Raw genomic sequence first — 12,921 nt, forward strand, 5'->3', positions numbered from 1 at the left:
GCACATCGCGACGCACTCCGTTTCCAGAGGGCCGCTATCGTGGACGAACTGCCACCGGCAGCGACGAAGGAGTGGATTATGTCGATCACCGATCCGGCCGCCGGTGCGGTCGCTGGACAAAGCGCGGGCGGGCTCGACGACCTCAATCTGCGCATCCTCGCCGTCCTGCGCGAGAACGGGCGCATCTCGATGTCCGCCCTGGCCGAGCGGGTGAACGTCTCGCGGGCGAGCGTCTACAACCGGGTCGAGCAGCTGACCGCATCCGGCGTCATCACTGGATTCTCGGCCCTGGTCGATCCGGGAAAGGTGGGGCTCGACGTCTGCGCCCTGGTGTTCGTGACGGTGCATCCGCAGTCGTGGCACCGGTTCCGCGAGGGCATCCTCCAGATGCCCGACGTGGAGTACTGCTGCATCACGACCGGCGAGCACGACGCGATGCTCCTGGTCCGCTCGCTCGACATCGGCGGCGTGCACGACTTCGTCACCGGCGTGGTCGCGGCCCGGCCCGAGGTGAAGTCGGTGGTCTCGGTCGTCGTGCTCGACGAGGTGGTGCGCAAGGCCTACCTGCTGCCCTCCGACATCCCCGACCGCTCCGGATCGACGAACCGGCTCGGCATGACGCGGTTCACCACCGCGGGGAACGGCCGCGACGCGGCGCGTTGAGCGTCAGACCTCGACGCAGATGCTGACGTGGTCGTCGCCGTCGATCTCGAACTCCTCGACGAGCCGCAGCAGGCCCTCCCCGTCGAGCTCGACGCGGCTGCCGCCGGTGCCGCTGACCACGGTCCCGCCGTCGATCAGCTGGTGCACGAACGAGACCTGCAGGGCGTCGCCGGTGCGCGTGCCCACGAACCGGCCGAAGGTCACGGTGTCGCCGACGTAGTCGCCCCAGACCACTCCGTCGCGCTCGGAGTAGTGGAACCGCGACGGCGACTCCGGGTCGACCGCACTGTTGGTCGAGGAGGTCATCACGAACTCGCGGCCGTCGAGACTGGGGGCGGTGGTGGCGTCGTTCACGTCATGGAGTATGCCGGAGAGGTCGAGGTGTCCTGGCCGCACGCCGGTTTCGTCTCGTTCTTCGGGTCCGCGACCCCCGGGGCTGGACGAAAGCGACGTATGCGTGTCTCTCGACGGTCCATTTGTCTAAGATCCTCTGACGCCCGTTCCGATTCACCGAGCGACTCCGGGATCGGACGGGCGATCTCCGCGGACAGGCGGCGGCGAGGCGTCCGGACTTCCCTTGCCGCCTCGATACTCCATCGACTCGTCCGTGATCGGAAACTTTCCCGTACTCTCAGGACCCGTACGGGGAATGAACCGGGGGCTCATCCGCATCCGGTTCGAATTCGACATCTTGGGGGCGCAATGGATCCGCAGCAATCGGTGAACAGTGATCGCGCCGTGTGCGCCCACGCGAGGAGCGGCGGATGACCGGGTCGAGTGCGACCGGCGCCGTGGTGAAGCGCCCCGAGTCGCGGGAGTGGATCGACTTCGCCAAGGGCGTCGCGATCAGCCTCGTCGTGCTCTACCACTCGTCGTTGTTCCTCGGATTCTTCGACCTCGCGGGGTACGTCCCGAAGCTCCGGACCGTGCTCCTCTACTTCCCCATGCCCGTGTTCTTCTTCATCGCGGGCCTCACGGCCGCCCGGATGCTGACGTGGACGTTCGCCGAACTGTGGCGCCGCCGAGTTCTCGCGCTGGTGTACCTCTACCTGCTGTGGTCGTTCATCCGGGTCGTCTTCTACCTCATCGTCCCGTTCTCACGGTCGGAGGCGACCTCGCCGACGGACCCGCTCAACGTGCTGGTGCTCCCCATCCTGCCGTCGAGCAGCTACTGGTTCATCTGGGCTCTCGCGATCTTCAGCATCCTCGCCTGGCTGATCCGCAAGGTGCCCCGGTGGATCCAGCTCTCGGTGGCCGGGCTGCTGCCCGTAGCGGCGCGGACCACCGGCCTGCTGGACACCGACAACATCGGCTGGGACCGGGTGCTCCAGAACTTCATCTTCTTCCTCGTGGCGATGTTCATCCCCCGCACGTTCTACCGCTTCGCCGCTCGCGTGAAGCTCTGGCAGGCGCTCGCGCTCGCGGTGGCCTACCTCGGCATCATCGCGGTGATCGTCGCCTTCGACGCCAACCGCATTCCGGGCGTCATCCTGATCGCCAGTTCGGTCGCGATCATCGCGGGCATCGCCGGCTCCCAGTACCTCGTCAAGGTCCGCGCACTGAAGATCTTCGTCACCATGGGGCAGCAGAGCTTCCAGATCTACCTCCTGCACCTCTTCGTGATCGCGGTCGTCGTCGCATTCGTCCCCCTGCTCGGCGAGACGAATGTCCCACCCCTTCCGGCGACGGTCTTCCCGGTCGCCCTGACGGTGTTCTCCCTCTGGGCGTCGCTGTTCATCTTCCAGTCGCTGCGGCGCTTCTCCTGGCTGTGGGTGAGCCCGTTCAGCACCGGCAAGTCCCAGAAGAAGCGCCTCGCCGCCAGGAATGCGAGATCAGCCGAGGTCCAGCCCACCGCGGTCGAGTCCGCAGCTCCTGTCGCCCCGGCCGATGAGCCCGCTGACGCGGGGACTGCGGGCAGACCGGAGAAGGACTGACCAGCGAGCACGTCCCGGGCGACTCCCCGGGCGGCCCTTCTGCAGGCCCGAGTCGTCTCGGGTGCTGGTGAGTCCGCGTCAGACCGGGCCGGCCCGCACTGCTCGGTCTCGGGCGAGCCGAGGGAGCAGTCGGACGAGGACGACCATGCCGACGAGTTCCACGAGGGTCTGCGTGACGACGACGACGGGCGCGAGCGACAGCGGTGCCGGGAGCGCGAGTGCGAGGGGCAGCACGACGAGCGAGTTGCGGGTCGCGCCGCTGAACACGAGGGCGCGCGTCGCGGTCACGTCGAGTCGGAAGACGCGTCCAGCACCCAGCCCCAGAGCGGTCATGACCACGAGGAATCCCGCGTAGAGCGGGACGAGGACGAGAAGCCGGCCGGCCGAGGCGCCCACGGCGCCGGCCTGGGAGGCGACGACGGTGAAGAGCGTGGCCGTCATGAGCGGCACCATGAGCCCGAGCATCGTGGACTCGACGATCCGGCCGGACACGTGTCGGCGCGCGAGGGCCTGCACCAGCCCGGCCGCGGACAACGGCACCACGATCAGCAGCAGGAACGCCCGCGCGAACGGACCGGCGTCGACCACCGCCACCCCCGCAGGACCGATGAAGAGCAGCAGATACACGGGGAGGAGGAGGATCTGCGCGAGCATCAGCAGCGGTGCGGCGGCGAGCAGTCGGTCGGACGCCCCTCCGGCGAGCCCGGCGAACACGATCACGTAGTCGATGCACGGCGTCAGGAGCACCAGGAGGACCCCGAACAGCAGCACCGGAGTGTCGGCGACGAATCGGGACAGCCCGTAGGCGACGAGCGGCACGACGACGAAGTTCAGCACCCCGACCGCGGCGAGGAAGCGGCCGTCGCGCAGAGATCGTCCGATCGCGGCGAACGGGACCCCGAGGAACGTGGCGAACAGCAGCAGCGCGAGCACCGGTTCGATCGCGACCTCGAGGTGGTGCGCGGCGGGCAGCAGCAGTCCGAGAGCGGCGCCGGCGGCGATCGCGGCGAGGTAGAGCGGGATCTGGCGGCGCTCGAGCCAGGCGACGAGCGCTCTCACGACAGCAGGTCGGCGAGAAGGAGAGGCACGGGTGCAACGGTAGAGGTCCGAACCGCTTGAGGGTCGCTGCTCTGCCGCTCGTCGCGGCGGAGGGGCTTCTCCCTCGACCCCGCCCCGGTGAACGGACCGGGTCGAGACCTTCGACGATGCGGCACAGCCAGGATCCGCTCCCGCACGGTCCTCCCCGTGAGACGCGCCCAGGACGAGACGCCGTCAACAGCTCTTTCCTGCGTCACTCGACGGTCCGCATAAGCTTTCGCAACTTCTGGTGCAGAGGTGTCGGAAAGATACGAACGCATCATGTCGCATCAGGCGCAAAAGGCTCGAAGAGCTCAGAGGTATTGAGGCCTCGGCCAGTTAATGCTTTAATCCACATCGAACCGGTTCGATGATCTATGCAGCACTGGGCGGACAGGTTCGACCAATCGCTCGATCAATGGAGATACAGCAGATGAACAGATCCATCGCTCTACGCGAGACGCCTCCCACGGATGCCGACCGGCGACAGCGCCGTCGGATCCGCGGGCGTCGTGTCCTCGCAGCAGTCGTCTCAGCGGCGGTCGTCGCAGCGGGGAGCGTCCTCGCCGTAGGCGCTCCCGCGGAAGCGGCACCCGGAGCCGCAGCCACGCTCGTCGTGGAGGCCGACCAGCCCTTCCGTCCCGTCACTCACATGGCCAGCGGGTCCCTGTACGGACTGGCGAGCGCCGGCGTCCCGTCCCTCGACAAGATCCTTCCCATCAAGCCGCACACCTTCGTGCAGAAGCCCGAGGGGGGCACCCAGCAGCCGACCGGTGACGCCCTGTCGGTCGCCGACACCGCGAAGTCGGCCGGTGCGGGCGTCGTCGTCCGCCTGGTGGACTACCTGCCCGGCTGGCCCTATCGATACGACAAGGCCTCCTGGCTCCCGGCCGTCGAGAAAATGGTCGAGGACACGCAGGCATCCGGCAAGACGAACATCGTCGCCTATGCCATCTGGAACGAGCCCGACATCACCTGGCAGGCGTCGAACGGCTCCTTCTTCGATCTCTGGACCGAGACCTACCGTCTGATCCGCACCCTCGACCCCGAGATGCCGATCCAGGGCCCCGCCTACTCCGACAACATCACGAACATGCGCGCGTTCTACGAGCACGCGAAGGCGACCGACACCCTCCCGGACGTCCTCGAGTGGCACGAGCTGATCCGCTCCTCGAAGATCAAGGGCGACGTCGAGAAGGTCCGGGCCATCCTCGACGACCTCGACCTCCCCGAGCCGCCCATCGACATCACCGAGTACGCGGCACCCGCCGAGGTCGGCCTGTCCGGCCCGCTGGTCGGGTACATCGCGAAGCTCGAGCGCTACGGGATCACCCGCGCCGAGCTCCCGTTCTGGAACCAGTCGGGCGCCCTGGGCGACCTCCTCACCGGACGGAACGGCGACCCCAACGGCGCGTACTGGCTCTACACCTGGTACGCCCAGATGACCGGCCAGATGGTGACCACCACGCCGCCGTCGAACGAGAGCCCGCTCGACGGCGCCGCCTCCGTCAGCGACGAGGGCGACGAAGTGCGCGTCATCGCCGGCGGCAACACCGGAGCCACGTCCATCAAGGTCAACGGGCTCGACGAGCTGTCGCTCGGCTCGAAGGTCGACGTCCAGGTGGACTTCACCGCCTCCTACGGCCGCACGGTGAAGACCGACGGCCCGGTCACCATCTCGAACACGACCTACGAGGTCGCCGCCGACGGATCGATCACGGTGCCCATCGTGATGAATCCGACCTACGGCTACCAGGTGATCGTCACCCCGGAGAAGAGCCCGACCAGCCTGGCGGGCGACTACACCGTGGGCAACGCGAACTCCGGTCTGCAGCTCGCCACGCAGGGCGGCGCGACCGCGAACGGGACGCCGGTCGTCCAGGCCGACTCCGCGACCGCGACCGGACAGGCGTGGAGGATCACGGCAGCGGGCCAGGGCCTCTACCGCGTCGTCCACACCCCCAGCGGACGCGCCCTGACCATCGCCGGCGCCGCAGCGTCCAACGGAGCAGCCGCGGTGATCGCCGACGCGAACGGCGGAGACGAGCAGCTGTGGCAGCTCATCCCCGACGGGAAGGGGAAGGTCCGCCTCGCGAACTACGCGACGGGCAAGACGCTCGGGGTCCTCAACCTGAGCAAGGACGCGGGCGCTGCGGTCATCCAGTGGTCCGACGGCGCACCGACCTCCAACTGCCAGGTCAGCGGAGCCCGCCAGCCGGGCAGGTTCGGCACGGCACTGGACTTCTGCAAGACGGCGTCGTACGGGTCGCTCCCCAGCGTCATCGACACAGGAGTCACTGGCGACGGGTCCGTCTGTACCTAGATCAAGCGTGCGTCGCTGATGAAATACTCCAGCGTCTTCGACTTCGTCACGGGCCAGAACGTCAACATGTTCCTCACTCTCAACGCCGGGGGTGCCGGACCGCGGTTCGCCATCACGAACACCGGCGCCGGAGGCGAGCAGCGACTGACCTACGGCGGTCAGAACTTCCCGCTCAACCAGTGGTCGAACGTGGTCGTCACCGTCTCGGGCACGCAGGGCACGATGTACCTCAACGGCACGGTCGTCGCCACGAACCCGAACATGACGGTGAAGCCGTCGGCTCTCGGGAACACCAACCGGAACTACCTGGGCAAGTCGCAGTACGGGGACCCGGCCTACGACGGCGCGATCGACGACTTCGCCGTCTACGACCGGGCACTGTCCGCGGCCGACGTGGCCGCTCTGGCCGGCGGCCGGGCGGCGGCGGGCACCGTCGCGCAGTACGCGTTCGACGAGGCGTCCGGAGCCGCGCTCCAGGACTCCTCGGGGAACAACCGGAACGGGACCATCGTGCTCGGAACCGACGGAGCCACCACCAGCACCGCGACCGACGCCCAGACCGCCGACCGGTTCTGGACGCTCACGCCGGTCGCCGTCGCCGACACGACCAAGCCGGCGGTCACGCTGGTGTCGCCCACCACGGCGGGCCCCTTCTCCGCACTGGCCGTCCAGGTCGACGCGACGGACGACCGCGGACTGAAGCGCATCGTGGCCAACATCTACAAGGACGGCAAGCTCGTCACGAGCACGCAGTCCCCGGTCGCCGGTGGAGCCAGGACCGGATCCCACTCGGCCCCGGTCCAGCTGCCCGACGGGAACTACACCGTCAAGTACAACGCGGAGCCTCTCGCGGGCAACATCGCGCCCACGAAGACCTTCGCGGTGACGCTGGACAGCACGGCGCCGACGGCCACGGTCAAGACCGAGCCCTCCTTCACCACCGGTGAGAAGGGCGTCTACGACCAGGTGAGCTTCAAGCTGTACGACGCGGGCAGGATCGACAGGGCGGTCATCAACGGTCGCGTGAAGGATCTCACCGACAACGCGTGGTCCGACGTGAACTTCATCAAGCCGGGCGTCTTCGGCGCGGTCAAGGGTGCCAACACCATGGTCGTCCACGACGTCGCCGGGAACACCACCACCGTCCAGTTCACCCTGAACTGACCCGGACCTCGAGGCGCCCCGTATCCGTACGGGGCGCCTCGAGCGTGTGCGGGGCATGCCACGGCAGGCTGGGCGCAGCTGGGGCGCCCCCCACCCGGACCGGCAGCGGCCCCTGGATGCAGGAGCATGAGGTGCGACCGCCGCGTGCTCTCCTGCACCTGAGCGGAGAGCCGGCAGCAGTCCGACCGGTCCTCGCCGTCCGACAGCCTCCGAGGAGAACGACAGTGGCCACCATCGCAGACGTCGCCCGCGAAGCGGGCGTCTCCCGCAGCACCGCGTCCTACGCGTTCTCGGGCAACCGCCCGATCTCGGCCGAAGTGCGCCGGCGAGTGCTCGCTGCGGCTCGTCGCCTGGAGTTCACGCCCAACGCGGGCGCGCGATCGCTGGCGACCTCGCAGACCCGGGTCATCGGCCTGCTGGCACAGTTCCTCGAGGACGAGTTCGCCCCCGCGATGCTGCAGTACACCCTCGGCGTCTCGAACATGGCCCGCGAGCTCGGATACGACATCCTGCTGGTCACCGACGCGGACGGCACGAGCGCACTGCGACGCATCAGCGACTCCCGCATGGTCGACGGGATCGTCCTGCTCAACGTCGCCGTGGACGATCCGCGGCTGGACATCCTGCGCAACGCCCGGCAGCCGGGCGCCCTCGTCGGCCTGCCGAGGGACTGCTCCGGCGTCGACGTCTTCGACCTCGACTTCGAGGAGACCGGTCGCGCGATGATCGAGCACTTCCACGCCCTCGGGCATCGGGAGCTCGTGCTCGTGTCCCCGCCCCAGCACGTCGTCGATCGCGGCGGTGCCTACGTCTGGCGCCTGCAGGACGCCGCTCTCGAGGCCGCCGACGCCCACGGCATCCGACTGCACACGTCGTTCGCGCCCTCCACCCAGCCGGACGTCGGCCGAGCGCTCGGAGACCTGCTCGACGCGCACCCGCGGGCGACGGGCCTGCTCGTCAACAACGAGGCGGCCGCAGCGGCACTTCCGAGCGTTTTGGGAGCACGGAGCACGAGGAGCCCGGAGGACGTCTCCGTGCTCGGCCGGTTCTCGGAGGAGTTCGCGCGCACCTTCTCGCTCCCCTACTCCTTCGTGGAGAGCGCACCCGACCGGCTCGGGAGCATGGCGGTGCGTCAGCTCGTCCGCCGGATCGAAGGCGCGACCGACACCGAGGAGGCGTACGTCGTGCGCCTCCTCGGCCCTGAGATCGTCGAACGCGGCAGTACGGCGCCTCCGCGTCCGACTCCCGCGGCCTGAGCGGACGACCTCGCCCGGGCGCCCTCTCCCTCCACCCGGGACCACGACCACGAGGCGTCGGCACCGGACCGCAGGAGGGCGTCGGGACCCCGGAGTCCGGCAGCAGTCGCGACCAGCGAGAGCATCAGCCGCGGATTCAGAGGTCGTCGAGAACCTCCCGAAGGATGCGGGTCAGCGCTGTCGTCCTCTCGTGGTTGGTGGCCGATCCGAACGTGTAGTGGGGCATCCTCCTCACGAACGACCGGGCGTCGGGTCCGAGAGCCTTCTCCAGTGCTTCGGCGATCCGGGTGTCCGGTCCTGTGCCCGACAGCCATTCGAACGCGGCGTCGCCCATGCCGACCACCACCGGCGTCCGGCCGTCGGCTCCTTCGCGACAGGTGGTCAGCTCCCAGGTCAGCAGCTCGGCGCAGCGTTCGACGTGGTCCCTGCCCGCCTGCTGCTCGTCGCGCAGAGTCGTCCGAAGAGCCCCCGCGTCACGGGTCGGAACCAGTTTGAAGACGTCCGACATGTAGGCGACAGGCGCACTCGAGTCGAGGACCTCGTCGTAGGCGGCGCGCACACTGTTCCGGAGTGCGCCGTCGCCCCGATGACCGGGCGAATGGAAGGTCTGCCAGAACGTCGGGTCGGAGGGAGGGTTCTTCCCGCCCCAGTTGATCGCGAACAGCACGACGGATGTCGTCATGGGCTGCAGCTCGACGAACTCCTCGGGACTGCTCGCCGTGACGGGGCCGGCCAGGTCACCGCGCTCGCCCCACCTCGCCCAGGACGTCGCGTGCCCGAGCTTCCAGCCCCCTCCCTCGACATCGGGATGGCTGATGTCCTCGTCACGCAGGGCCTGGTACGTGGCGTAGTCGACAGGCGGGAAGCTCATAGCGGTCCTCTCGGGGCTGCAGGGCCCTGCCTCGGTGGCAGGAGGAGGGCGTGAGACCGGGCGTCTCGATCCAGAGGCTATCGAGACAGTGGTCTTCTCCGTCCCTCGTTCTCGAGTCCCTCCGGAGCGTCGTGCCGACCTCCGATCGGCGGAACGGTCGACGGCCTTCCGGCACCACGAGCACGGGCCGGGCGGACGACAGGTCTCGCTCGACGCAGCGGCTCGCGCTCCGCCGTCACGATCGCCACCGCCCGCTGGACCAGTACCCTGTCGCCTCGCACCGCGTGGACCATCACCACCGCGACCGCCGCCGCGGGAACCCTGGGCCTGGCGCTCGCCGCCGGCACGCCGTCCGCCCTCGCGGCCTGCCTGCTCTTCGGATGGGGATGCACCGCCGCCACCGGGTCGCTCATCGCCTGGACCGCCGCTCTCGACTCGGACCGCGCGGCGACCGGCACGGCCCTGCTCTTCGTGGTGCTGATCGCCGGACAGGCCGTGGGCGCAGTGGGGCTCGGAGCGCTGCTCGACGGGCTGGGCACGATGGTCGCCTTCGCCGCCGCTGCTGTCGTGACGGCAGCCGCCGGAATCACCCGCCGCCAGAAGTCGCCGAATGATCGGCTGTCGGCACGGTCGTCCGGTTCGTAGTGTCGGACGTATGGATCCGCGACCGCTTCCCGCCGTCGGCGCCCCGGCCACCCGTGCGCTCGAGGACGCGGGCGTGCACGATGTGGACGACGTGAGGCGGGTGGGCCTCAACCGTCTCGCAACCCTCCACGGAGTCGGGCCGAAGGCGCTCCGGCTCCTCCAGCAGGCCCTCGACGCGGACGATCCCGCTCCGTAGCGATCCCTTCCCTGCACGGTCGCCTCGACCCGGAATGGTCGGAGGCTCGGCGTGCCGGTTCCCGGGGGCGATCCGACCGCGGAGGCGGCCGCCGGGGGAACGGTGGTCGGATGAACCAGGAGGCGCGATGAAGATCATGCTCGTGATGCGGTCGGACGGCAGCTACGCCGGGGGCGATGCGCCCGAGGACTACGCGGCCTGGGCGGACTACGACGCGTCGCTGAAGGCGGACGGCGTCCTCGTCGACTCCGGACGCTTCGCCGACGCCTCCGGGGACGTCTCCGTCGAGACGGATCTGACCGCGGCGCGAAGAGGAAGCGGCACTCCGGCCCCCTCCCGAGCGGAGGAGCGGTCAGCCCTCGTCGGCTACTACCTGCTCGACTGCCCGACCCGGGACGACGCCGTGCGGTACGCCCGCCGCGCCCCCCTCTACGGCTCCGTCGAGGTGCACGAGCCGGCGCAGTACTGAGCCGCGGTCGCCGGTCGGGCGGCTGTCCCCGTCACCGCCGAGCGGGACCGACCGCTTCACCCGAGGGATGCGAATCGGGCGTCCGGGATCGGGGCGGCGGGAGGGAAGTGGTGTACCGTCATCGCCTGACCGATTCTCATCGGAGTGGTCGACCCGTCTCACCGGCGGTGTCGATCCGGGGCTGAAAACCTCCGGCGTCCTCGAAGCCCGGAGGTCCTCCCATGTCAGTGTCCCCACGAAGCACCACCGTCGACGGTGACGCGTCCCCCTTCGTCGTCGTGGTCAGCGCAGAAGTGCACCCGAGCGGCGCGGGGTCGGAACGGTCCGATCCGGTCACCTTGCCGGCAGCGCTCGCACGTCCGAGGACGGGGTACGGCGGAGCGATCCGGCTGGCGCAGGGCCGCGTGCTCGGCCCGCCCTCCTTCCCCGGCACCGAGCTCCTCTTAGGGCTGCTCTTCTGGCGCAGCCGCCGCGACGCCGAGGATTTCGCGGCGGAACTGAGCCGCGCTGAACCGTCGTGGGTCGTGGACGAGGGGATCTACCGGTTCACCACCTCGGCGACGGCGAGCCCGGACGACGCGACTCCCGTCGATCCGGTGCGCGCTGCCCCGACGGCGGCCCACGAGATCATCCGACTGGCGCCCGTCGCGGGCAAGCAGGCATGGATGGCCGAGTACAACGAGAGCGAGACGCGCGGTCACATCAGAACGCTCGAGGGCTTCGTCTCGACGAGCTTCTTCCGCGACCTCCGGAGCGATCGGATCATCGAGTAGGTGCAGTGGCGCTCGGCCGACGACCTGACAGCGGCGTTCGGGGACGAGCGCTTCGCCGAGCACGTGAGCGTGAACAGCCATTACTCCGACGGCGAGGCCTTCCTCTTCGGAGAACGGTCGACCGATGCGGCACCCGCCGATGAACCGCCCGACGGCTCGTCCACCCCCTCCGGGACCGACGGTCCTGCCGCCGCTCAGAGCCCCGAGGCCCGACCGTGACTCGACTCGAGACCGTTCACGAGATCCTCGGGCCCTGGTCGTTGGCCACCACCCAGCGGTTCTGGGAGGGCTTCACCCCGAACCGGCTCGCGTCGCAGCCGCAGGCCGCGGGCATCCGCTCCGCCCTCCTCTGCGATGCCGACTGGCAGCGAGTGGACGTCGCGGTCACCCAGGACGGGCCGTCCGCCCGCATCGTGGTCGAGGGCCCGGGCGACCTGGACGCCGCGACCGAGCAGGTCCGTCGGCTGCTGTCCATCGACATCGACGGGCGCAGCTGGCCCGACGTCGCGGCGCGCGACGAGGTCATCGCGGACGTGCAGGCTCGGCTCCCCGGGTTCCGGCCGTGCGGCTTCTTCTCGCCCTACGAGGCGGCGGTCTGGACGGTCCTGTCGCGTCGGCTGCAGATCCGGCAGGCGGCGGCGGTCAGGACGCGTCTCGCGCAGCAGCTCGGTGATGACGGAGCCTTCCCGTCCCCGGCCGTCCTGCGTGCGGCGTCCCTCGACCTGCCCGACCGCAAGGCGGAGTACCTGCAGGCGATCGCCGAGGCCGCCCTCGACGGACAGCTCTCCGGCTCCCACCTGCGCTCGCTCCAGCCGGCCGAGGCCTTCGTCCAGGTGCAGAGCATCCTGGGGATGGGGCCGTTCTCGGCCGAGCTCGTCGTGATCCGCGGCGCGAACTTCCCCGACGTCCTGCCGCGCAACGAGGGCAGGCTGAGCGACGAAGTCGCGAAGCGCTACGGCGACGACCGGTCGATCGACGAGATCTCCGAGACGTGGACGCCGTTCCGCTCCTGGGCGGCGGTGCACCTGCGCGCGCTCGCGGAGTAGACGGGCGACTCCCAGGGGCGGCCCACCGTCAGGACGGCTCCTCCCGCAGGCGCCCCGCGGCGGCCGCTGCCGCGGAGATCTCTCCGCAGTGAGTCCGGCGACGGACGCCACCCCGAAGGCCCGGGCGGATGATGGTCGGGTGAACCGCACCGATCGTCTGTACGGGCTCGTCGAGGAGCTGCGGGCGGTCTCGCCCCGGCCGCGGAGCGCGCGCCGTCTCGCCGAGCGGTTCGAGGTGTCGGTGCGGACCATCGAGCGGGACCTGTCCGCGCTGCAGCAGGCGGGTCTGCCGATCTGGGCGGAGCCCGGCCGCACGGGCGGCTACGTCATCGACGCGTCCGCGACCCTCGGGCCGGCCGGATTCACGGTGGAGGAGGCCGTCGCCGTGCTGATCGGCCTCAGCGCGCTGCAGCGCAGTCCGTTCCGGCAGGCAGCCAGGACCGCTGCCCGGAAGACGCTCGCGGTCCTGCCGGACGACGTGGCCGCCCGCGCCGGCGCGGTCGC

15 protein-coding genes are annotated in these 12,921 nt (G+C 69.8%); 12 read left to right on the plus strand and 3 right to left on the minus strand.

What is annotated here, in order from left to right; all coding sequences use genetic code 11:
- The first annotated feature begins 78 nt into the window (after positions 1-78).
- The gene (locus tag C5C33_RS02285; RefSeq protein ID WP_104223259.1) at positions 79-663 is read left to right on the plus strand and encodes an Lrp/AsnC family transcriptional regulator; all 585 of its coding nucleotides are present in this window, start codon (positions 79-81) and stop codon (positions 661-663) included.
- A gap of 3 nt (positions 664-666) precedes the next feature.
- On the opposite strand, the gene C5C33_RS02290 is transcribed toward C5C33_RS02285, so the two are convergent.
- A complete protein-coding gene (locus C5C33_RS02290; protein WP_258060307.1) occupies positions 667-1,017 on the minus strand; it encodes a hypothetical protein in 351 nt (116 codons plus the stop codon).
- A gap of 410 nt (positions 1,018-1,427) precedes the next feature.
- Here C5C33_RS02290 and C5C33_RS02295 point away from each other — a divergent pair, with 410 nt between their 5' ends.
- Positions 1,428-2,597, plus strand: coding sequence for an acyltransferase (locus C5C33_RS02295; protein WP_104260304.1), 1,170 nt, complete (start codon positions 1,428-1,430; stop codon positions 2,595-2,597).
- Between the two features lie 78 nt (positions 2,598-2,675).
- On the opposite strand, the gene C5C33_RS02300 is transcribed toward C5C33_RS02295, so the two are convergent.
- On the minus strand, positions 2,676-3,656 hold the full coding sequence (locus C5C33_RS02300; protein WP_104260245.1) for an arsenic resistance protein: 981 nt from the start codon (positions 3,654-3,656) through the stop codon (positions 2,676-2,678).
- A 670-nt stretch (positions 3,657-4,326) separates the two neighbouring features.
- On the opposite strand from C5C33_RS02300, the gene C5C33_RS02305 reads away from it, so the two are divergent.
- The 3 genes from C5C33_RS02305 to C5C33_RS02315 all read left to right on the plus strand — a co-directional run bounded on the left by C5C33_RS02305 (position 4,327) and on the right by C5C33_RS02315 (position 8,417).
- Positions 4,327-5,997, plus strand: a complete 1,671-nt coding sequence (locus tag C5C33_RS02305) for an RICIN domain-containing protein (protein WP_219814932.1) — start codon at positions 4,327-4,329, stop codon at positions 5,995-5,997.
- A 15-nt stretch (positions 5,998-6,012) separates the two neighbouring features.
- Positions 6,013-7,161 (plus strand): LamG domain-containing protein, encoded by a 1,149-nt coding sequence (locus C5C33_RS02310; protein WP_374953816.1) that lies wholly within the window; start codon positions 6,013-6,015, stop codon positions 7,159-7,161.
- Positions 7,162-7,385: 224 nt separating this feature from the next.
- On the plus strand, positions 7,386-8,417 hold the full coding sequence (locus C5C33_RS02315; RefSeq protein ID WP_104260243.1) for a LacI family DNA-binding transcriptional regulator: 1,032 nt from the start codon (positions 7,386-7,388) through the stop codon (positions 8,415-8,417).
- A gap of 136 nt (positions 8,418-8,553) precedes the next feature.
- On the opposite strand, the gene C5C33_RS02320 is transcribed toward C5C33_RS02315, so the two are convergent.
- On the minus strand, positions 8,554-9,288 hold the full coding sequence (locus C5C33_RS02320) for a hypothetical protein (protein ID WP_104223263.1): 735 nt from the start codon (positions 9,286-9,288) through the stop codon (positions 8,554-8,556).
- Between the two features lie 471 nt (positions 9,289-9,759).
- Here C5C33_RS02320 and C5C33_RS18345 point away from each other — a divergent pair, with 471 nt between their 5' ends.
- The 7 genes from C5C33_RS18345 to C5C33_RS02350 all read left to right on the plus strand — a co-directional run.
- Entirely contained in the window at positions 9,760-9,933 is a 174-nt protein-coding gene (locus C5C33_RS18345) for a hypothetical protein (RefSeq protein ID WP_181069175.1), read from the plus strand.
- Between the two features lie 10 nt (positions 9,934-9,943).
- Entirely contained in the window at positions 9,944-10,129 is a 186-nt protein-coding gene (locus C5C33_RS02325; RefSeq protein WP_104260307.1) for a DNA-binding protein, read from the plus strand.
- A 127-nt stretch (positions 10,130-10,256) separates the two neighbouring features.
- Positions 10,257-10,598 carry a YciI family protein gene (locus C5C33_RS02330; protein WP_181136170.1) on the plus strand — a complete coding sequence of 114 codons (342 nt, stop codon included), beginning with the start codon at positions 10,257-10,259 and terminating at the stop codon, positions 10,596-10,598.
- 227 nt (positions 10,599-10,825) lie between these two features.
- Positions 10,826-11,371, plus strand: coding sequence for a hypothetical protein (locus C5C33_RS02335; RefSeq protein WP_181136169.1), 546 nt, complete (start codon positions 10,826-10,828; stop codon positions 11,369-11,371).
- The gene (locus C5C33_RS02340; protein ID WP_104260240.1) at positions 11,372-11,590 is read left to right on the plus strand and encodes a hypothetical protein; all 219 of its coding nucleotides are present in this window, start codon (positions 11,372-11,374) and stop codon (positions 11,588-11,590) included.
- Positions 11,587-12,417 carry a DNA-3-methyladenine glycosylase gene (locus C5C33_RS02345; RefSeq protein WP_104260308.1) on the plus strand — a complete coding sequence of 277 codons (831 nt, stop codon included), beginning with the start codon at positions 11,587-11,589 and terminating at the stop codon, positions 12,415-12,417. Before C5C33_RS02340 ends, C5C33_RS02345 begins: the two co-directional genes overlap by 4 nt.
- 139 nt (positions 12,418-12,556) lie before the next feature.
- A partial coding sequence (locus C5C33_RS02350) for a YafY family protein (RefSeq protein WP_146079673.1) occupies positions 12,557-12,921 on the plus strand: 365 nt, incomplete at its 3' end.

The sequence above is a fragment of the Rathayibacter sp. AY1H3 genome (assembly GCF_002932015.1).

Coding starts and splice junctions, on each gene's coding strand:
- C5C33_RS02285 (WP_104223259.1), top strand. CDS start 79: ATGTCGATCACCGATCCGGCCGCCGGTGCGGTCGCTGGACAAAGCGCG.
- C5C33_RS02295 (WP_104260304.1), top strand. CDS start 1,428: ATGACCGGGTCGAGTGCGACCGGCGCCGTGGTGAAGCGCCCCGAGTCG.
- C5C33_RS02305 (WP_219814932.1), top strand. CDS start 4,327: ATGGCCAGCGGGTCCCTGTACGGACTGGCGAGCGCCGGCGTCCCGTCC.
- C5C33_RS02320 (WP_104223263.1), bottom strand. CDS start 9,288: ATGAGCTTCCCGCCTGTCGACTACGCCACGTACCAGGCCCTGCGTGAC.
- C5C33_RS02325 (WP_104260307.1), top strand. CDS start 9,944: ATGGATCCGCGACCGCTTCCCGCCGTCGGCGCCCCGGCCACCCGTGCG.
- C5C33_RS02330 (WP_181136170.1), top strand. CDS start 10,257: ATGAAGATCATGCTCGTGATGCGGTCGGACGGCAGCTACGCCGGGGGC.